The organism is Pseudomonas sp. 3A(2025) (assembly GCF_054589175.1).
On record NZ_BAAILM010000048.1, the window covers coordinates 187,927 to 208,639 of the forward strand.

General features: G+C 59.6%; 19 protein-coding genes and 1 pseudogene. 10 read left to right on the forward strand and 10 right to left on the reverse strand.

Going from position 1 to position 20,713, the window contains the following annotated elements; genetic code table 11:
- Positions 1-5: 5 nt before the first annotated feature.
- The 6 genes from ACYP2A_RS18700 (at position 6) to ACYP2A_RS18725 (ending at position 7,770) form a co-directional block, all read left to right on the forward strand.
- On the forward strand, positions 6-920 hold the full coding sequence (locus ACYP2A_RS18700) for a LysR family transcriptional regulator (protein ID WP_459747181.1): 915 nt from the start codon (positions 6-8) through the stop codon (positions 918-920).
- 131 nt (positions 921-1,051) lie between these two features.
- On the forward strand, positions 1,052-1,981 hold the full coding sequence (locus ACYP2A_RS18705; RefSeq protein WP_459747182.1) for a LysR substrate-binding domain-containing protein: 930 nt from the start codon (positions 1,052-1,054) through the stop codon (positions 1,979-1,981).
- A 121-nt stretch (positions 1,982-2,102) separates the two neighbouring features.
- On the forward strand, positions 2,103-3,527 hold the full coding sequence (gene aldA / locus ACYP2A_RS18710; protein ID WP_459747183.1) for an aldehyde dehydrogenase: 1,425 nt from the start codon (positions 2,103-2,105) through the stop codon (positions 3,525-3,527).
- A gap of 76 nt (positions 3,528-3,603) precedes the next feature.
- Entirely contained in the window at positions 3,604-4,914 is a 1,311-nt protein-coding gene (locus ACYP2A_RS18715; protein WP_459747184.1) for an MFS transporter, read from the forward strand.
- Position 4,915: 1 nt separating this feature from the next.
- Positions 4,916-6,133, forward strand: coding sequence for a mandelate racemase/muconate lactonizing enzyme family protein (locus tag ACYP2A_RS18720; RefSeq protein ID WP_459747185.1), 1,218 nt, complete (start codon positions 4,916-4,918; stop codon positions 6,131-6,133).
- 26 nt (positions 6,134-6,159) lie between these two features.
- A complete protein-coding gene (locus ACYP2A_RS18725) occupies positions 6,160-7,770 on the forward strand; it encodes a GMC family oxidoreductase (RefSeq protein WP_459747187.1) in 1,611 nt (536 codons plus the stop codon).
- A 35-nt stretch (positions 7,771-7,805) separates the two neighbouring features.
- Here ACYP2A_RS18725 and ACYP2A_RS18730 read toward each other — a convergent pair.
- The 6 genes and pseudogenes from ACYP2A_RS18730 to ACYP2A_RS18755 form a co-directional block, all read right to left on the reverse strand.
- Positions 7,806-8,078: pseudogene (locus tag ACYP2A_RS18730) on the reverse strand (LysR substrate-binding domain-containing protein); the annotation flags it as partial.
- 202 nt (positions 8,079-8,280) lie between these two features.
- Positions 8,281-11,313, reverse strand: coding sequence for a hypothetical protein (locus ACYP2A_RS18735; RefSeq protein ID WP_459747189.1), 3,033 nt, complete (start codon positions 11,311-11,313; stop codon positions 8,281-8,283).
- The gene (locus ACYP2A_RS18740) at positions 11,314-11,994 is read right to left on the reverse strand and encodes a peptidoglycan-binding domain-containing protein (protein ID WP_459747190.1); all 681 of its coding nucleotides are present in this window, start codon (positions 11,992-11,994) and stop codon (positions 11,314-11,316) included. It abuts the gene before it with no gap.
- Between the two features lie 17 nt (positions 11,995-12,011).
- On the reverse strand, positions 12,012-12,308 hold the full coding sequence (locus ACYP2A_RS18745) for a hypothetical protein (RefSeq protein WP_459747191.1): 297 nt from the start codon (positions 12,306-12,308) through the stop codon (positions 12,012-12,014).
- Entirely contained in the window at positions 12,305-12,646 is a 342-nt protein-coding gene (locus tag ACYP2A_RS18750; protein ID WP_459747192.1) for a hypothetical protein, read from the reverse strand. The genes ACYP2A_RS18745 and ACYP2A_RS18750 overlap by 4 nt, the downstream gene beginning before the upstream one ends.
- A gap of 178 nt (positions 12,647-12,824) precedes the next feature.
- Positions 12,825-13,280: a hypothetical protein gene (locus ACYP2A_RS18755; protein ID WP_459747193.1), complete on the reverse strand. Its 456-nt coding sequence runs from the start codon at positions 13,278-13,280 to the stop codon at positions 12,825-12,827.
- Between the two features lie 68 nt (positions 13,281-13,348).
- On the opposite strand from ACYP2A_RS18755, the gene ACYP2A_RS18760 reads away from it, so the two are divergent.
- A complete protein-coding gene (locus ACYP2A_RS18760; RefSeq protein WP_459747195.1) occupies positions 13,349-13,654 on the forward strand; it encodes a hypothetical protein in 306 nt (101 codons plus the stop codon).
- Between the two features lie 31 nt (positions 13,655-13,685).
- Here the strand turns inward: ACYP2A_RS18760 and ACYP2A_RS18765 are convergent, their stop codons facing one another.
- Positions 13,686-14,090, reverse strand: a complete 405-nt coding sequence (locus tag ACYP2A_RS18765; RefSeq protein WP_459747196.1) for a DUF2251 domain-containing protein — start codon at positions 14,088-14,090, stop codon at positions 13,686-13,688.
- 143 nt (positions 14,091-14,233) lie between these two features.
- Here ACYP2A_RS18765 and ACYP2A_RS18770 point away from each other — a divergent pair, with 143 nt between their 5' ends.
- From ACYP2A_RS18770 to ACYP2A_RS18780, 3 genes are all read left to right on the forward strand, one after another.
- Positions 14,234-14,869: a hypothetical protein gene (locus ACYP2A_RS18770; RefSeq protein ID WP_459747363.1), complete on the forward strand. Its 636-nt coding sequence runs from the start codon at positions 14,234-14,236 to the stop codon at positions 14,867-14,869.
- A gap of 254 nt (positions 14,870-15,123) precedes the next feature.
- On the forward strand, positions 15,124-16,428 hold the full coding sequence (locus ACYP2A_RS18775) for a tyrosine-type recombinase/integrase (RefSeq protein WP_459747197.1): 1,305 nt from the start codon (positions 15,124-15,126) through the stop codon (positions 16,426-16,428).
- 144 nt (positions 16,429-16,572) lie between these two features.
- Complete coding sequence (locus tag ACYP2A_RS18780) at positions 16,573-17,586, forward strand: IS30 family transposase (protein ID WP_459747198.1); 1,014 nt, start codon at positions 16,573-16,575, stop codon at positions 17,584-17,586.
- 314 nt (positions 17,587-17,900) lie between these two features.
- Here ACYP2A_RS18780 and ACYP2A_RS18785 read toward each other — a convergent pair whose 3' ends face one another.
- The 3 genes from ACYP2A_RS18785 to ACYP2A_RS18795 form a co-directional block, all read right to left on the reverse strand.
- Positions 17,901-19,127 (reverse strand): MFS transporter, encoded by a 1,227-nt coding sequence (locus ACYP2A_RS18785; RefSeq protein WP_459747199.1) that lies wholly within the window; start codon positions 19,125-19,127, stop codon positions 17,901-17,903.
- Positions 19,128-19,221: 94 nt separating this feature from the next.
- Complete coding sequence (locus ACYP2A_RS18790) at positions 19,222-19,854, reverse strand: LysE family translocator (RefSeq protein WP_459747200.1); 633 nt, start codon at positions 19,852-19,854, stop codon at positions 19,222-19,224.
- A 52-nt stretch (positions 19,855-19,906) separates the two neighbouring features.
- Positions 19,907-20,536, reverse strand: a complete 630-nt coding sequence (locus tag ACYP2A_RS18795) for a glutathione S-transferase family protein (protein WP_459747201.1) — start codon at positions 20,534-20,536, stop codon at positions 19,907-19,909.
- Positions 20,537-20,713 lie beyond the last annotated feature (177 nt).

Below are 20,713 nucleotides of genomic sequence, written 5' to 3' on the forward strand. Positions count from 1 at the left end.
TCGTTATGACAGGCGAACTGGATGGCAGCTTACTTAAAACGTTTGTGGCAGTTATCGAATGCCAGGGAGTGCCGGCAGCGGCCAAACGTCTGCATCAACCCCGATCCACGGTCAGTCAGCATTTGCAGCACCTGGAGGAGATCGTCGGCACGCCACTGATTCGCTGCACCGGTCGTTCGATCGACCTGACTCCTGGCGGAGAAACCTTTCTGATCTACGCACGGCAGATCCTCAAGCTGCACCACGAGGCGATCAGCGCCGTGCAATTACCCCATGACCACGCCTGCATTCACCTGGGCATGCCCGAGGACTACGCAGAATATTGCCTGGACGGCTTGCTCCAGGACGTTCAGGCACAGTTTGCCCAGATGCGCCCGGACCTCTGTTACGACATGCCCGCCGCGCTGATCAGTCGCCTGAATCGCGGCGAACTGGACCTGGTGCTGGGGGTCGAACATGCCGGTTTGCCACCGGGGCAATACCTGTGCGACGAGCCATTGGTGTGGGTGGCGGCGCCGAGCTGGAGTTGCGTAGGACGCCAGTCGGTGCCGTTGGCGGTGTACGCTGAGGGTTGTGCGCTTCGCGCCAATGCCATGCAGGCGCTGGCCAGGGCCGGGCGCTCATGGCATGTGGCGTCCACCAGCCAGAATCCTCGAGGGCTGGCGATTGCCATTGAGCAAGGTTTGTCGGTGGGCGTGATGGCGCGGCGTCTGGTGCCGCAGGGCTGGCAGATTCTGGATGAGCACCAGGGTTTTCCGCCGATTGACCCGGTGCGCTTGATGTACTGGCGCCCGGCGGGTTGCCAGGTGCCTGAGATAGAGGCGTTGGTGGAGAGTGTGCAACACCGGCTGGGGTATTCGGGGTATGCCGACAGGCCACGCCATGTTGGCCGGTCCTCGATGCTGGCTTTGAGTATCTGACCCTATCCCTTGCAGGCTTTGAAGCGTCTGATGGATTCACGCTGACCCGCACAAAAAGGTATGTTGCGCGGGAATTTTCCCGCGCATCGTGGGAAGCTTGATTTCTCGTCAGCCGTTTTCGAGTGCCTGTTATGAAACGTAAAATGCCCGGTCTCAATGCCCTCAAGGCGTTTGAAGTGGCCGGCAGCACCGGCAGTTTTACCCGCGCTGCCGAGCTGTTGAACGTGACCCAAAGCGCCGTCAGCCGTCAGGTGCGCCAGTTGGAAGAACAACTGGGAGAGAACCTGCTGGAACGGCGTCACCATCACCTTGAATTGACCAGCGCCGGGCGCGTGCTGCTGCGGGCGTTGCACCAGTCCTTCGACAAGATCGAGCTGACGGTGCGCAGCATCCAGCAGAAAACCCACTCCAACCGCTTGCACATCAACGCGCCGCCCACCTTTACCAGCCGCTGGCTGATGCCGCGCCTGGGCCGCCTGCGCGAAGCTCATCCAGAGCTGGAATTGAGCATCACCACGTGCCTGCAGGACAGTCTGGCGCAAACCAGCACGCTGGACTGTGCCATTCGTTTTGGGAATGGTGAGTGGGATGGGCTAGACAGTTCATTGCTGATTCAGGAACGGCACATCGCGGTGTGCGCACCGTCGCTGTATGCGCGTGAATGCAATGATGGCGTTGACCTCAATCGCATGACCCTGCTGCATGTGCTGGCCCGTGAAGACCAGCGTTACCTGACGTGGAAGCACTGGCTGGACGCGGCGCGCATTCATGGGGTGGATACCCAGGGCGGGTACGAATTCGACCTGCTGGACCTGGCCATCCGTGCGGCGACGGATGGGCTGGGCATCACGATTGCGGATTGGCATATGGTCGCGGCAGAGCTGGCGTGCGGGCAGTTGACGCAGGTGTTGAATGTGCACGTGGAGGGGCATCAGTCGTACTGGCTGGTGACGCGACCCGAGCAGACGGATATGCCGCAGTTGCAGGTGTTCGGGCGCTGGTTGCAAGAGGAAATCTGGCTGGCGCAGCGTCAGCTTGAGCCCTCTACCGCAGCGGTATGAGCTTTAACCCCACTAAACTGCCTTTTTCTCACGTTACCCCGTCCAATAAGTCGTTTGTCCAACTCCCGCGCATTGACAAAACTGCCTGTCACTCGCAAAACAACAACGTTGGGCAAACCACATGCAATTCGAGCGCAATTTCTACAACGGCCAATTCGCCGCCCCTGCCAGCGACGCCTTGATCGCCGTTTACAACCCGGCCACCGAAGCCCTGGCCGGCCATGTCAGCGCCGCGACCGCCGATGAGGCCATCGCCGCCGTCGACGCCGCAGCCATCGCCCAGAAAACCTGGGGCAAGCTCACCAGTATCGAACGCGCCGAACACCTACGAGCCTTTGCCGACGCGCTGGACACCCACGCCGAAGCCATCGGCAGTGCCTTGGCCTGCGAGTCCGGCAAAAGCGTCAGCGATGCCAGCAACGAAGCCCGTTACGCCGCGCAGATCACCCGCTACCACGCTGAATGGGCACGCCGCATCGAAGGCGAGATCATCCCCAGCGATACCCCGGACGAGAACCTGTTTCTGCAACGCGAGCCAATTGGCGTGGTGGCGTGCCTGATTCCGTTCAACTACCCGGTCTACACCCTGCTGCGCAAGATCGCGCCGGCGTTGATCGCGGGCAATACCGTGGTCGTGCGCCCGAGCAACAACACGCCGCTGTCGGCGTTTGCAATCGCCAGGGCCGTGGTCACCGCCGGCATTCCGGCCGGGGTGATCAATATCCTCACCATGGACCACGCCACCGCTGCCAGCGTGTGCACCCACAAAGCCGTTGGCCTGATTACCTTGACCGGCAGCGTGAACGCCGGGCGTATCGTGCTGGATTACTGCAAGGCTAATATCGCCAAGCCGTCCCTGGAACTGGGCGGCAAGACCCCGGCGATCATCGAGGCCGATGCCGATCTGGAACAGGCGGCCAGCGCCATTGTTGCGTCCAAGACCACCCACTGTGGCCAACTGTGTACGGCGGTGGAGCGGGTGTATGTACACGAAAGCATCTACGAAGAATTCCTGGCGCTGCTGAAAACCAGGATCAGCGCGGTGACATTCGGCGATCGCGCAACCGACCCGGACAGGATGGGCCCGCTGGTCAACGCCAGTTCCCGCCAGAACATCCACGCCATGGTCGAGCGCGCCGTCGCTGCCGGCGCGGTACTGGAAGCGGGCGGCGTGCTGCCCGAAGGGCCGGGGCATTTCTACCCGCCGACCTTGCTCAGCGGTTGCCGCCAGGACATGGAGATCATCCAGGAAGAAATCTTCGGCCCGGTGCTGCCAGTGCTCAAGTACCGCGATATCGACGAAGCCCTGGCCATGGCCAACGACCATCAGTTCGGCCTGTCGTCGGTGCTCTACACCGAGAACTACCGCACGGTGATGAAGGTGGCGAACGCCATCGAAGCCGGCGAGCTGTACGTCAACCGTACCCCGGCGGACCCGTATCAGGGTTTTCACGCCGGCTGGAAACGCTCAGGGCTGGGCGGCGATGACGGTAAGCACGGGATGCTTGAATTCACCCAGACCCGTCTGGTGGTCATGAAGTACTGATTCACCCACACCGGCTGCACCTTCAATAAAAACAATCATCAGGGCACCTGTGTATTGGGTGCCTGAGGTTCAAACGATGTCCAAACCTGCACCCATTGCCCAGGGTTCCGCTGCCGTGCCTGCAGCAAGCAGCGACACCGCCCGTCGCTATTTCCAGTTGATGTTGCTGGTACTGGCCGCTGGCGCGATCTACCCGATCCTCTACCTGCGCCAGGTCTACCAGACCACCATGCTGGAGGTATTCCAGATCAACCACAGCGAGCTGGGTTACCTGTACTCCATGCTTGGCACCGTCTTCTTGCTTAGCTATTTGCCCAGCGGCTGGCTGGCGGACCGTTTGCCGCCACGCTTCCTGATCTTTTTTTCGCTGGTGGCCACCGGCGCGCTGGGCGTGTGGTACGCCAGCATACCGTCGATGACCGGCCTGATGATCATCTTCGGCTGCTGGGGCCTGACCACCGGCCTGACGTTCTGGGCCTCGGTGCTCAAGCGCGTGAAGATGATTGCCCACCCCACTGAACAGGGCCGTTTCTTCGGCATTCTCGACGGTGGGCGTGGCCTGGTCGAAGCGTTGCTGGCCACCGTGGCGCTGGGCCTGTTCGCTTATGCCACCGAGACCCGCAGCCAGTCGGCGGCCGAGGGCTTCAAGCAGGTGGTCTACCTGTATTCCTTCGTCTGCATTGCCATCGGCTGTGTGCTGGTGCTGCTCAAGGATCCGAAATCACTGGCCGAAACCGCAGCGGTAGAGAAGGGCAGGTTCAACCTGATCAGCGACCTGGCCACGCTGGTGAAAATCCCCGAGCTGTGGCTGGTGACCGCCATCGTGTTCTGCGGCTATCACATGTTCTGGGCCACCTACAGCTTCTCCGACTACCTGCAAGGCAGCGGCATGACCGCGGTCATGGCCGGCACCATCACCACCATCAAGTTATGGATGCGCCCGATTGGCGGTATCGGTGGCGGCTGGCTGGGAGACAGGTTCTCGAACATCTCGGTGCTGATCGTCGCGCTGGTGCTGGTGACCCTGGCCATGGTCGGGCTGATCGTCTTCCCGGCGCTCAACAGCCTGGGCTTGCTGATCGGCACGGTGATCTTTATCGGCCTGATGACCTATGCGATTCGCGGCCTGTACTGGGCCATCCTCGACAGCTGCGACATTCCGCTGCGCATCACAGGTTTGGCGATCGGCATTGTTTCGGTGGTGGGGTATCTGCCCGACACCTTTATTCCGTTGATTAACGGCTACCTGACCGACACCTATCCGGGCAAGGTCGGCTACGACCTGTATTTCGGCTACATCGCCTTTATCGGCGTGCTGGGCACCCTTGCGGCCTTGACCCTGCGCGCCCGAATCAATCGTAAAAAATTCAACCGGACAGGTGCCTGAGATGAAAATCGTCGCCCTTGAAACCCATATCGTTGCCGTCCCGCCGCCGCATATCGGTGGCATGTACTGGCTGTTCGTCAAACTCAAGACCGACTGCGGCATCGAAGGCGTCGGCGAGATCTACGCCGCCACCTTCGGCCCCAAGGCCATGCTGCCGATCATCGAGGACGTGTTCGAGCGCTATCTGCTCGACCATGACCCGCACCATATCGAACGTTTCTTCCGCCAGGCCTACTCCAGCGGTTTCACCCAGCGCCCGGACCTGACCATGATGGGCGTGGTCAGCGGCCTGGAAATGGCCTGCTGGGACATCATCGGCAAGGCCGCCAACAAGCCGGTGTACGAGCTGCTCGGCGGCAAGGTCAACGAGCGCCTGCGCTCGTACACCTACCTGTACCCGGTCAACAGTAAAGGCGAGTACGACTACGACGACCCGGACCTGGCCGCCGAGTGCGCCATCGACAACATGAACAAGGGCTTCACCGCTGTGAAGTTCGACCCGGCCGGCCCTTACACCGCGTACTCGGGCCACCAGATTTCCCTCGAAGTGCTGGAGCGCTGCGAAACCTTCTGCCGCAAGATCCGCGAGGCAGTAGGGGACAAGTGCGACCTGCTGTTCGGCACCCATGGGCAGATGGTGCCGTCTTCGGCAATCCGCCTGGCCAGGCGCCTGGAAAAGTACGACCCGCTATGGTTCGAAGAGCCGGTACCGCCGGGCCAGGAAGACGCCATGGCCCAGGTGGCGGCCAAGACCAGCATTCCCATCGCGACCGGCGAGCGGCTGACCACCAAGTATGAGTTCTTCAAGCTGCTGCAAGCCGGTGGTGCGTCGATCCTGCAAATGAACGTGGCACGCTGCGGCGGGCTACTGGAAGCCAAGAAAATCGCCAGTATGGCCGAGGCGTACTACGCGCAGATCGCGCCGCACTTGTACAACGGCCCGATTGGCGCGGCGGCAAGCTTTCAACTGGCGACCTGCACGCCGAACTTCCTGATTCAGGAAAGCATCATGACCTGGGGCGGCTTCCATGCCGAAGTGCTGACCAGACCGCTGCAATGGGAGGACGGCTACATCATTCCGTCTACCGAGCCGGGCCTGGGCGTGGAACTGAACATGGACGTCGTGCGCAAGCACACGCCGTACACCGGTGAGCGTTTGCACCTGCAAATGGCGCCGACCCCGGCTGATGTCAAAGACACTTCGCCCGCCAAGGGCTAAAAAAACGACTTATGCGGTAACCGTGAATGACATACGACTACATCATCGCAGGCGCAGGCGCGGCCGGTTGCATCCTCGCCAACAGGCTTTCAGCTTCCGGGCAGTACTCCGTATTGCTTCTGGAAGCGGGCGGCAAGGACAGTTCCTGGTGGTTCAAAATCCCGGTCGGTTTCGCCAAGATGTACTACAACCCGACCTTTAACTGGATGTACTACAGCCAGCCGCAAAAACAGCTGGCTGGCCGCGCGATCTATGCGCCACGGGGCAAAGTGCAGGGCGGTTCCGGCTCGATCAACGCAATGATCTATGTCCGTGGCCAGGCCCACGACTTCAATGACTGGGCCGCCAATGGCAACGACGGCTGGGGTTTTCAGGACGTGTTGCCGTATTTTCGCAAGCTGGAAAACCACCCGCTTGGCGATACCGAATACCACGGCGGCAGCGGCCCCATCAGCATCACCCCGATGAAGGGCCAGACCCACCCGATTTGCGACGTGTTTCTCAAAGGCTGCGAGCAACTGGGTTATGCCCACAGCGACGACTTCAACGGCCCGAACTTTGAAGGTGCAGGCCTGTATGACGTCAACACCCGCAATGGCGAACGCTGTTCCAGCAGCTTTGCGCACCTGCACCCGGCGCTTGGCCGCAAGAACCTGACCGTGGAACTGCATGCACTGGTCGACCGCGTGCTGTTCGACAACCAGCAGCGAGCCACCGGCATTGCAGTGACCCAGCGCGGCGTGGTCCGCACCTTCACGGCGCGCAAGGAAGTGATCCTCTGCGCCGGCGCGGTGGACACACCGAAGATCCTGCAACTGTCGGGTGTCGCTGACCAGCAACTGCTGGCCGAACACGCGATACCGCTGGTCAAGCACCTGCCGGCAGTGGGCGAGAACTTACAAGACCACCTGTGCGTCAGCTACTACTACAAGGCCAATATCCCGACGCTGAACGACGAACTCAGCTCGCTGTTCGGCCAGATGAAACTGGGCCTGAAGTACCTGCTGACCCGCAAGGGCGCGCTGGCCATGAGCGTCAACCAGGCCGGTGGTTTCTTTCGCGGCAACGACGAACAGAAAGACCCCAACCTGCAGCTCTACTTCAACCCGCTGTCCTACCAGATTCCGAAAAACAACAAGGCCAGCCTCAAGCCCGAGCCGTATTCCGGCTTTCTGCTGTGCTTCAACCCCTGCCGGCCGACCAGCCGCGGCAGCATCCGCATCGCCTCGAAAAACCCACGAGACGCAGCCCTTATCGACCCCAACTACCTGAGCACGCAAAAGGACATCGACGAAGTGATCCAGGGCAGCCGGCTGATGCGCAAGATCATGCAGGCACCGGCGCTCAAAGGCATCACCGTGGCCGAAGTATTACCGGGCTCCGCCGTGCAGACCGATGAGCAGATGCTGCAGTATTTTCGTGAAAACAGCGGCTCGATTTATCACCTGTGTGGGTCTTGCGCCATGGGCCAGGACCCGCAGACATCGGTGGTGGACAAGCGCTTGAAGGTGCATGGGATTGAAGGGCTGAGGATTGTCGATGCGTCGATCTTTCCGAATGTGACATCGGGTAATACGCATGCGGCGGTGTTGATGGTGGCGGAGAAGGGGGCTGATTTGATTTTGGGGGATGTTTGAGTGGGGGGGCGGCAATTTACCGAGGGGCTTTTTGCTCACCCCCCGATGCAACCCACAATCACCTCGCGCAACCATCGATGCCCAGGATCGCGGTGCACCCGCTCTGGCCACAGCATCAACATTTCAAAGCCGCGCACCGCCAGCGGTGCTTCCACCACCTTGAGCCTTGGGTCCGAGACCACTAGGCGCTGCGGCACCATAGCCACCAGATCAGAGCTGGCCAGTACCGCAGCCAGCAGCATGAAATGCGGCACTGACAGAACTACCTGTCGAGTCAGGCCCTGTTCGGCCAAGGCGACATCGGTAACGAGCGTTGGCATAGTTCAAGCGGTGCCGTCTCGACGCCGCAGCGTTCGCGGCGGTCTGTGTGGACCTGGAGCGGCGTCTGGATGGCTTGTGGAGTGATGCGCCTATCCCTTACAGGCAACAGAATGGCGGCGACTATCTGATCCCGGAACTGACCCTGAAACCGGAGCTGGCACCGGGAGAGGAGGGGGTGGGGGTTCATTATCAAGGCCCGGGCTGAAGATCGAGCTCGATAATCTGTGGCAAGTGGTCGCTGACCACCGCGCGGTAGGCGATCGCCAGGCGCACGCTGATCTGGAGTTCGAAGTTGCTTAGTTGAGTCCTGACATTTGCGATGGCCGACTCCAGATCATCCAGCGCGGTATGAGGCTGCTGCCATCCGCGGGTTGCCGCGATGGTTTCCCGCAAGACCTGGGCGCACGCATCGAGCGGGTCACGCTGGCCTGTGTGGGTGGCGTAATCGAAGAAATCGCCAGCGACGATGCGGTCGACGAACCATTTCTCGCGGTCCGTCACATGGGTGGGCAGAATATCCCGCCCTTGTGCCAGAAGTTCGTGAAGCTTATTGAGCAGGGCCTGCGAGGGTGCGCGGGCGGCATAGCGTTTTTCTGTCTGGTGTCCTGCATTCTCGGCCTGGCGTGCTGCGTGTCCCTCCAGGTGCGTGACCCACAGGGTCATGTCAGTGATACCGCGCACGATGCGCCGCACGCAGGCGGCATAGACCCGGGCCACTTCAGCCGCCACGGCCTGGATCACGGCCATCTGCGTGGCATTTATCACCGTGGCATTGTCATCGTCGCTGTCGTCCTGTGTCACTACTTCCGCGTTGTCATCGTCCTCAATGTCGATTTCGCTGGTTTGGGTCGTGATGCCCTTGATGGTTCCGCTCAGGGCCTTGTCACTCATGATGGCCCTGACACCTATCACGCCACTGCGTACCAGGGCGCCGCGTTGCGCGAAGTCGAACGGCTGGTAGACACCATCGTAGGGCTGACTCCCCTGCGGCTGCATGAGCGCCAGCGAGCCGAACGACTTCAGCGTGGTCAAGGGATGCCCTTCGCCTAACGTACCCTGGCGGGTGTGCCGCAAGTAGCCGGCCTTGGCCATGTCCAGTAGCAATTCCTGCCGGATGCCCTGCTTGCGTATTGCGGCGTCGGTGGTCGATATCGTGGGCTCCAGATATTCCTGGGGAATATTGAAGTCACCGACAATCAGCGGCATGCCGTTCTGACTGTGCCCCGGCAGCAGCGCCTGGGCCATCTGGCTCAAGGTCTGGGTGCGTGCCTTGACCTCGGCCTCGGCGACGGTGAGTCGGTCGGGGTCGGCTTTTTTCTTCGCCGCGCGCTGCTTCTTGGTAAGGCCGGTGTACTCGGTGGCAATCTCGTCGGTGCCGCTGTAACGCGTGTGGAACAGCAGCAGCGGAACGTTCAGGGTGTCGCTGACCGGCACCGTGACCTGCAGCGCGGAGCGCCAGTTTAAAAGCCCGCCAGCCTGCTGAATGTTGAATTCACCGCTGAGCAGCGGCGCGCGGACGATGTCATAACGACTGGCCTGGCTATCGCTCCCCCCTGTATAGCCATGTGCCGTCACTCCAGCGTCGAACATTTGCTGGAGCGCATCGGCAAAGGGCGGGCGGTACACCATGCCGTAGGTTTCGATATGGCGGTCGACGAAGCCGAGCCGCTGCAACGCATCAAGTACCACGTCCTTGTCTACCTCGCCTTCAAGGGGGCCTTGCTGAGGGTCGATCTCGTCGAAGTCGAGTGAGGAGCTTACGGCAGTCAGGTAGATCGCCAGGGTCAGACGATTGCCTTCAGCCTGGTCGGGCATGAACACTAGCCCGTTCTCGTCTTGGGGAATGCCTCCCCACAGCGATTGCAGGAAGCACAGCAGGAGCAGTTCCACGGCCTGGGCATAGACTACCAGCGCCTCGCGAAGGCGCGGATCATCGATATCCTCATCGACCCGGTCGATGTACAGGCGCAGCCACTGGATGCCGTCGCACAGTTCGTTATGCACATCGATGAACGCGGGAGAGGACAGATCGATGATTGCTTCGTCTTTTATCAGGCCGATCCAGCCCGCCAGATCCGAAGTCAGCAGGTACAGAAGGTCTGGCAGGTCACTGCGGGTGCCATTGAGACCTGGGAGATTTGCGGCCTCGCTCCGGAGCCAGCCAACCAGTTGGGGATTGGGAAAGATACGCTCTGACGTCGTGGCGATCGCCACATCAATGGCCGTCGCTTCAGGTAACAGCGTGGCTGCAAGCGCAGACAGCTCTCGCAGCAGGCGCCAGCCGGTGAGCATTTGTTCATCGGTGAGCGGCAACTGTGGATTCTGCGCCGATACCTTGTACACCTCGAACAACGTGCGCAAGGCAAGTACCTTGGTCGCGCTGCGCCGTCCCAGATTGCGGTTGGCGTACCGGGTCGCGACAAAGGGCAGGGCGCCGGTCGGCGGGCTGACCAGAGGATGGGTGCCATGGGGCTGCTGGCCGGCGATTTCTTCGAAGCGCGTAGCGATGGCGGTCATCGCCGGCCCCACGTCGTAGCCGGTCTCCATGACCAGTAACAGATCGACGTCATGCTCGCGCATGGCTTCGGCGACGATGGCGATGCGGGCCTGATTCCTGACTGACTCTATCGGCGCACTGCCTCGTGGGCGGCGGTCGCGCGTGAAGTTTTCAAGATTCCACGCCAGCATGCGGAAATAGCGGCGCGGGGTACTGATGGTATTGAACAGCCCGGTCGGGATCACACTGAGCGTGGCTTGTCCGCCACTGTCCGGCGTGCTGGCCGGCGGGTAGCCGGAGTGGCCAGCCGCCTGCTCGGCCCGTGTGAGCGATGCCTCGTGCTGAGGCACCTGGTGAAAGTCGAGACTGGCGCGGTAGTGATCCAGGTCTCGCTCCAGCGATTGGGCCATCTGCACCTGGCCAGTCAGGCTCAGGCCGCTGTCATTGATGGCGGCCAGCAGCTCTACCGGCAATGCCGTGCGCAGGCGCGCAACCTCTTGGTCTTCCGGCCCCGTGGGCGGTAGCGGAAAGCAGGTGTGCTTGTGCCCATCCGAGTCCCATTCCAGCTCCTGCAGGTCGTCTGCCCAGCGCTTGCCCAGTATCAGGCGCTGATGACCAAGGCCGTCGCGCCTGGCCTGTAGGGCTTTCTGGATGACGGTGGTATCGAAGATCGGGCACTGCATGGCTTCGATATCCGGCGGGCAGGGATTGAACAGACTGGGCATTTACCTATCCTCTCCGGGTGAGCCGCTGGCAGCTTGCGCAAAGGCGTTCTGCTCGTCATGGCAGCGGTTCAACGTATCGCGGGTGATGCCGTCCAGCTCACCGGTCACCGGCAAGCCCATGCGGCGCTGAAACTGGCGAAAGGCTGCGGCCAGTTGCGCACCGTCGACGTCTTCGGCCTCGTCCGGCAGCACATGCCCCAGATTGACCAGCCGTTTGCGCACGCCGGCGGGCAAAGCCACAGGGTCCATGTGGCCGAAATCGAGCTTCACATCCACAATCCCGTCATCTACCACCAACCGTCCCTGGCGTGCCGCATTGGGTATATAGCGCTCGATGCAGCCCTGGGCGCTGGTCAGCCCTTCGAGCGGCTGGCCGTCGACCTCCAGCCGGTACGGTCGGTTAGCACGAGGCGTGCGACCGTCCAGCAACTGGACGCGAAACAGCATCGGCACCGCTTTGCGCCGGAACACGTGGCGTTGCCCGGTCTCACAGCTGAACTGGCCTTCGCGCTTGTCGGGGATATGCAACACATCGCCCGGAGCGAGCACATTCATGGACGGCCGCAATGCCTTGAGCGCGGCATTCTCAGGGTGATTCCAGAGGGTTTCCGGAAAAAAACCGTACTGTGCCGCGAGCCTGGCGACGCTGTCACCCTGGGTGACTTCATGCTGTATCGGCATTCAGAATCGCTCCATGATTACGGTTGCTCTTTGGCAGTGCGGGTTTCGAGCTTTTCCCAAGCGTCCTTGTCGAGGTTGGGAAAGCGCACCTCGCAGGCGCCCGCAGACTGGAGGTTGTCGAAACGCGTGAATCCCTCGCCATCGAGGAATCCGGGTACGCACTGACCGTCCGGCAGTCGTACTTCGTAGGCTTCCCAGGGTATGGGCTGGTCGTTCTCGCCGAGCAGTTCGATCTCGATCCAGTAGACGGGTGAGGGCACCACAGCCGAGCAAGGCTGCACGGTGGAGCCTGGTGGCAGATCACTGAAGCTCATTCGACGGGCCTCCCGGAGGCCCAGGTCTGATAGCGCTCCAGCTTGCGCTCAGGGTCGAGGCCGTGGCTCATCAGAATCGCCAGCGCCGGTATGGGCAGCGGCGCCTTGGGATAGTCGCCGAAGGCATTCAGGGAGATCACGCCAAAGCGCGCGATGGCTGACTCGCTGGCCAGGCCGAAGCGCGGCGCCTGGTCGATGACCGTGGCGCTGGCAAGCGCGATCGCCTCTGGGCTCAGCTGTGGAGCTGTCGCGGCCAGCAAAGCCTCCAGCCGCGCCTGGAATCGGTTCAGTCGGGCAACGGACAACGCATCGATTTGTGCTTGGCGGATGGTCAGCATGAGCGGTTCCGAGTTTTTGAGCGTTGGATCCAGTTGTAAGTCACGGCGACGGTTATTGGCAACAATCCGTTACAGTCCTACACAATTTAACATAATATACATTATGCGCAATTACGCATTCATGGCCAGAGACTCAGGGCAGCCCATTTCAAAGCCCGCAAAAGCCGCAACCCCACAGCTACTCACCACACCGTTCACCCACACGACGATGAACCCCATAACGCTGCCCGTCATAACGCAACACCGGTAAACAAACGCCCGGTCCGCCAACCTGAATATCAGGCCAGCCATCACGACCTTTGCTGGCAAGAAACTCAGCCGATCCATTTTCACTCACCATCAGCTTCCATTGCCCGTCACGTTGCTGGCTGACCAGAAAGAAGCCCGTACCCGCAGGCCCGTAACACTGAACGCTGCCTTCGGTAATCAATGCATCCGGACGGCCGTCACCGTTCAGGTCTTTAACCAACTCCATGGTTGCCGCCGTGTAGCGACCCGTTTCCTCAAGCTCGCACTCTGAAGACTTGTCATCGAATCCAGCGGCGCGCAATGCCTTTATCTGTTCACTGCGTGGAAGCTCGTCCGCCATGGCGGCGCTACTGACTACAAGAAATGCTATCCATAAATGGCCCATCGACATCATCCATTAACTCCCACGATAATCCCGTCTCTGTTATTGCCAGCCCCATTCAAGGATGAATCATGAAGCGCACTCTAGTGTTTGTACTCGCCAGCGTCAGTTCGACGGCGTGGTCGGCCAATGCGGTCAATTCAATTACAGAGCCGCTTGGCAGGCATATTGGCGTGCTCAGCAATGCGTTTGCCTGCACTGTCATGGCCGGCACACCTGGCATTGATAAGGCGCCTCAGTGCCGGGACAGTGATGACCCCGCGCCCGTAAATGCCCGCGAATTCGATAAAGCCGCCGACAAGAAAACTCTGCGTGAGTGCATGAAGCCCAACAACCTGATCGATGACGATGTACGCAAATGCATGAAAGGCCTGTAAGTCGCCCGATAGTCACCAGGCGACCCTCAATTCAGGCAAATAAATCCAGTGCGGCATCGTCCCATTCATGCCCGTTGACTGACCAGCCGTTGTCCGCCGGTGGCGGGAATCCGGTACGGCAATAGCCTTGTTTGGCCTGGAAATCGAATATGGCGTGGGGATTGTCGTTGATCAGCAACACCGCTTTGGTGTGGTCCACGGACCAGCCGATCTTGATGGTTGAGGGCTTGGCCCGGTCGGAGACGTCAGCCACGTTATAGATGTGCAGCGCATCCTGAATCGGGTTGTCCTGGGACTGGGTGTCGAGCGCATAGAAATAGCCGGTGTCTTCATCGTCCTCGAAAACCACGACAAAGGCGCCTTCCTGCGCCGGGGCCTCTACGACGAGGGCCTGTCCCACATTCAAGACTTGTTCAGCAGCCAGATAGATAGGCATGAGATGCGATCCTTACGTTCTTGAAGTTCATGTCGCGCCTGACTGTAACAAATGAACCAACGGCGCAAAACCCGATCGAAAACATCCCGGTAATCTGCTTAAGGCTGGATGCCGTTCGTTCAAGCATTCAAGGACGCAGCGTGATGCATAAAAAGATTCTCCCCCTGGTCATCCTCGCCACCGCACTGGCTGGCTGCTCGGACCCCAAGAAAGCCTCCGAAGACAACTTCGAGAAAGCCACACAGGCCTGGCTGGATACGGCGTATCCCAAGTGCTTCCTGGTGTCGACATTCCCGGTTCAATCCAAGGAATTCGACATCACCAACACCAACAAGACGCTGCATGCGTTGGCCGGTGCCGGTGTACTGAAGGAAGTCGAGTCATCCCGCAAGGAGATCCCGGCCAGCCTGTTCCAGCAAGCCAGTACGCAGATCCAGTATTCGTACGACCTGACTGACGAAGGCCGCAAGTACTACAAGGCCGACGGCCAGAAGATGCGCGACGGCAGCACCGTACCCGGTCTGTGCATCGGCAAGGCCAAGGTGGACAAGATCGAGCAGTTCAGCGAGCCCGGCGACATGATGGGTCAGAAAATCTCACGGGTGACCTACACCTATAAGGTCGACGATCTGCCGAAATGGGCCAGCGATGAGGCCGTTGTGGCCACCAATCGCGAACTGGCGCCGATGGCCGCCAGCAAGGACACGCCGATCAAGGAAACCCGCGCATTTATCCTGACCAACAATGGCTGGGTTCACGAACGCCTGTTTGGCAAGTAAGATCCCTGTCGGACCTGCAGGGGCTCGCGCCCCCTGCTCGTCCTGTAATGCGCCTCATGCATAACTCCACTAAAGGAACAATATTGGTACCACCCCGATCTGTACTAAGTGTCCCGCATCGGGCAGTAGAGCACAAAGTCGGCATGGGGATTTCAATGTGAAATATCCGATAATCCCCAGACCCGGATATTGTAATATCGCGTCCTCCAGAGCATCATATCGGTACGTTTCTCTACCTGTTCAAGCGAATTTGAATGCCTGCGCCTGCCACGCCACACCCACTGTTTGAAACCTACGCCCGCTTTGGCGAGCTCAATTTCAGCTCCTTGAAAGAAGAACTTCCTGCCATAGTGGACTATCTGGGGCAGTTTCCCGAGAAGACTCAGGCGCTCGAGGGTTATCGGGCCGTGCGCAGCTTTCTGAAGTCTTATGCCGGAAACGAAGCCACGTTCAACTCCTACCGCACACACGTAGAGCGGCTGTTGTTATGGACGCTGCTCAAGGCGGGGATTCCGCTGCTGGAGATGCGCCGCACTCACGCCGAAAGCTTCATGGAGTTCTGCCTGGCGCCGGATCCAGGCTGGATCGGGCCTGTTGTCAAATCACGCTTCAACCGCATTGGTGCGCGCAAGAAAACCGCCACTGATACTTACGTGTTGAACCCTGAATGGCGGCCATTCAGTCAGACCACTTCCAAGGAAGAACGCAAGCGTGCCAAGGAGCAGAACCGCCCTGCTCCGCCAGATGCTTACAAGATGGCCCAAGGATCTATCGCACAGGTCTTCGCGGTATGCGGCAGTTTTTTTCAGCACGCGATCGACGAGGGTTTTTGCGAGCAGAATCCGGTTCGGGCAGTGAAGCAAAAGAGCAAATACAAACAGCGCAATACTGATGGTCAGGACACACGAATCCTGACCTCGCTGCAGTGGGATTTCGTTCTGGAGACCGCCGAACAACTGGCCGCCGAAGACTCTAGATATGAGCGGACGCTGTTCATCGTGGCGACGATCTTCGCGATGTATCTGCGAGTATCTGACCTGGTCGGGCGTGACAACTGGCAGCCAACTATGGGTGATCTGCGCAAGGACAGCGCAGGCAACTGGTGGTACCACGTAGTCGGTAAAGGCAACAAGGCTGGTAAGATCAGCATACGTGACGACTACGTCGAGAATTATTTGAAGCGTTGGCGGCTGCACTTGGGATTGTCTCCCTTACCCGGCTTTCGCGAATCTACCCCTTTAATCGCCACACAAAGAGGCCGTGCCGGGCTCTCGGACCGGCATATCCGCGTGTTGTTGCAAGAGGTGTTCGATCGCGCCTTGGCACGCATGCAGGAAGAAGGCTGGGCGGACGAAGACATCGGCCGCCTGCGCGCCGCGTCGTTGCACTGGCTTCGGCACACCTCAGCGACGTTCGATGCGCCACATCGCGACATGAAGGATCTACAGGTGGATCTGCGGCATAATAGCCTGAGCACGACGCAGAACGTCTACTACAACTCCGAGGACGAGAAGCGCGCGTATTCCGTCAAGCGTCTACCAATGAAGGATCGCAACTAAGACCTGCTCATGGTTGAGCTGGTTTAATCTTCATTGCGGCGGCCCGCCGCAGTCCAAGACAGTGCCTTGGCCGGAACAAAGGCACTCTGTAGGGGCGGCCGCAAGAACTGAGTGCAACACCTCTACCTCAGGTAAGGTGCGGCGATGTCTTATACCGAACTCAGTATCGAAGAACGCATCACCATTCAAATCGGACAGCTCCGAGACCTCAGCCAGAGAGAGATTGCTCATCTGCTGGGGCGTAGTCCTTCCACGATCAGCCGCGAGTTGCGAAGAAATACCGCTCCCACCGGAAGCTATGCGGCCTGCGAGGCTCAAGCCCTTACTCGCGAACGTCGAAAGGTCTGCTGTCCGCCCAGAAAGCTGGTGCCGGGCAATGAACTGTTCGAACTGATTATCCTCTTGCTGCGAGAGCGCTTTTCTCCCGAGCAAATCGCGGGCAAGCTGCGCGTTATGAAAATCAATTTTGAAGAAGCCTACGTTTGCCGGGAAACGATCTACAACGCAATTTACGCACTGCCCGTGGGCGAGTTGCGCAAGGAGTTGATCCTGTGTCTGCGTCAAGGGAAAAGCACCCGCAGACCGCGCAGTGGCGGGGTTGACCGACGCGGCCAGATTCCCGACATGGTGAGCATTCACGTGCGTCCGCCCGAGATTGAAGACCGGCAAATGCCGGGCCACTGGGAAGGCGATCTGATCAAGGGCAAGGACAATGCCTCGGCGGTGGGCACGCTTGTTGAGCGCACCAGTGGTTATCTGATCCTGGTCAAAATGCGCGATGCCACTGCGACCTCGGCGGTCGAAGGTTTCAGCGCGGCGCTGAACAGCATGCCGCTGGAGGTGCGTAAAAGCATGACGTACGACCAGGGGCGTGAGATGGCCAAACACGCCGAACTGACCCAGAAGACGGGCGTGGCGATTTACTTTTGCGATCCGCACAGTCCGTGGCAGCGCGGCAGTAACGAGAACATCAACGGTTTGATCCGCCAATACCTGCCCAAGGGCACGGACTTGTCGAAGCACAGCCAGGAAGAGCTGGACGCTATTTCTTATCAGATGAACATTCGGCCTCGTAAGCGCTTCGGGTTTAAATGCCCGATTGAGGTCATTACGGAGGTGATGGGCATGTATCATGAGGCACCCCCTTCAATTCAATGACCGTGTTGCACTCGGTCCCTGCAACCGCCCAGAACGGCCTCTCCACTTTAGCAACGATAATTATTCCTCAGAATCGTTGTTCCTTACGTTGAAATACCGCCCGTTATAGCCGTCGAGCAGCTTTGCTAGCGCGGACGCGGTCAGTCATTGGGGGAGGGTCTTCATGCACTGGAACAGCTATGAACATCGACACAGTCGGATCCGCGTCGTGACGCCACATGAACGAAACAGTAGTCAGGATCAGGTGATCCTGGCACTGTGCCATGAGCTGGACAAAAAGGTCCGGCAAGCAAACCTGCAGCGCTGAATTGAGCCTATCTCTGAGCAATCGCCCCTGGAGACAATCCCCTATGTAGCAACCCAAGCGCCATTGCAGCTCCCACCATTGTCAAAAACGCCAGACAGGTGAATGAGAAAGCAAATCCGGCTGCGGTAGCAAGTACACCCGCCAACAAAGCACCTAGCCCGGTTCCCAGATCGAACGTTACATTCCATAAAACTGCAACCTTTGAAAGCCGCTCCGGACCACCCAGCCGAAAGGCGTAAACCAAAGAACAGCTCTGAATCCCGCCATAGGCGATGCCTAAAAGTATACTGCCGCTGAACAATGCCAGCATGGCGATGGACGCACTTGAGATTGACAAGCCCGCCGCCAGCGCAACCATGCCTCCCAACAGCACCGCACATAACCCGCTAAGCATGCCCAGCACGCTGTACCTGTCGCTGAGCACACCAAACCACCAGCGCGTCAGGGTGGCCAGGCCGGTCATGCACAGCAGCATGATCGCCGCCGAGGACGAGTCGCTGACAATCTGGCTGGCGAAGGTCAGCAGCGCCCCGCCGCTGCCGGTCACCAGCAGCAGGGTCAGCAAGGTCGGTGCGATCAGGCGCAGGGTGGAAACCTGCTGCGTGGCTGGGGACTCAGGCTGAGCAGGCTCCGGGAAGCGGCACTGGTCAATGTGCTGCCCGAGTGACCGCACCAGAAACAGGCCCAGCAGCGGCGCGCTGGCCAGCAGGGTCACCGCCAGGCTGCCCAAGTATTGCTCCATCACTGGAGCGGATGAGATCAGCAGCAACTGCGGCGAGGCAATCGCCAGACCATAGGCCCCCACCGCTGCACCGCGCCGGCTTGCCGGCACCAGCAGCGCCATGGCCGTGGCGCTACCGACGGTCAGAATGCCAAACCCCAGGCCGCGCACAGCGCTGGAAATCAGCAACGCCGCATAGCTTGAGGACAACACCTGCAACGTGGCCGGCACACCCAGGGCCAGCAGACCGAAGGCCAGCACCCGGGTCCAGCCAAAGCGTTTGATGGCTTTGTCCATCGACAGCTGGGCGAGGATGGTGAACACCATAAGTACGGTGGTCACACTGCCTGCTGCCGCTTCATTGGCGCCACGCTCGATAGCCCAGGCGGGCGACAGGGGCAGCAGGATGCTGAAGCTGGAAATGCCCAAGGTGACAATCGCCAGCAACGGGGCGACACCCTGGATACGGGTGACGGGTTGATGGGGAGAGTGCATTTCTGTGTTGGTTTGCATAGGTGTTTGCATGGGTGTCACTGTGCAGTAGGCCAGCCCGCTAGTGGTACCAGAAGCAAGCCCATCGCACCTGGCTTGAGTGGAGAAAAACAGATCAGATTCTGGAGAACACCAGGCTCAACCCTGCCCCGCCAAAGACCAAGGCGAGCGTGCCTTCAATCCAGCGTCGAGCCTTACGATAGGCCCGAACCATGGGGGCTGTTGAAAACAGCAGCGCATAACCACAGAAGATCGTGATGCTGAGTACTGCGCAGCCAGCCAGAATCACCACCACGGTGGCTGGTGATGCCTCGGGCCCCAGGCCAAGCGTCATGGTTGCAATCCAGCCCAGCAGCGCCTTGGGATTGCTCAAGTGCATCAGCAAGCCACGTTGGTATAGTTGCAAACCCGAAACCCGCTGTGCCTGTTCAGCTTGCCTGTTGGCCTCTTCGTCAGCTGTCAGCGCTGAGCGCGCCGCCTTGATGGCCAGGAAAAGCAGGTAGGCGCCGCCCAGAATCTTCAAGACCACAAGTGCTTGGGCATACTGTGTGAGCAATCCGGAAACGCCTGTAGCAGCCATCGCCCCCCAGAAAAACGAACCACTGATCACCCCAGCCGCCAGCAGCAACGCTGAGGCCCGGCCCTGATGCATCGCGACGCTCATGATGCGCATGTTGCTTGGCCCTGGACTGGCAGCCCCCACGATATAGGCGGTGAACACTAGCAAAAGATGGTGAGAGTCGAACATCGGTATCAAAGCCTCAGGTTCAGGGGCAAAACAACATTGGTCATGCAACCAGTCATAACGTGGTCGGTCCCGGCATCAACTCATAGGGAGGCTCCCAACCGGGCATGGCCTGGATCCGCGTTTTCCAGGCCTGGATATTGGGAAAGTCGTTCATATTCATACCAGTGTCTTCCGGCATGAATACATAGCCCGCCAATGAGAGGTCAGCAATGGTCAAACGCTTCCCCACCAAGAACGGCGTATTGGCCAGATGCTGATCAACGATCTGATACGCAGAAACGGCGCGCTCGCGAAGGAATCGGGTGACGTCAGTGTCACCGGTTTTCTGCACACCGTACAAAAAGCGCAGGGTGGCGTAGTAGCTGGTGAACTTGTGATTATCGAACAACATCCAGCGCCAGATCTCCTGACGTTCTTCCGGAGAATGAGCTGCAAATTGGCCAGTGGTTTCGGCCAAATAATCCAGAATCAATGCGGATTGAGTGAGCTTCTGACCACGGTGTTCCAGCACCGGCACCTCACCTTGTTCGTTCACCGCTTCTCGCCACACCTGGGTTTTGGTTTCGCCGTGAAGGTAGTCGACAAACACTGGCTGCCAGTTCTGGTGCGACAACGCAAGATACAGCGCGACTTTGTAAGCGTTACCGGACAGTGCGAAGCAATGAAGTTTGTATTCGGACATTCTCGAATCCTGAGGTGTCAGACAGATGGACGGTTGCATCCTGCTCGTTGTATTTGCAGAGCGAAGCGAATATGAGGAGATCACAAAGAATAAACTAGGTCAAAGAAATTATTGGCCTATGCCATTAATTCGGTTCTGTGTACACTCCTTCGCCCGCCTCCATAGCTCCGCCGGCAG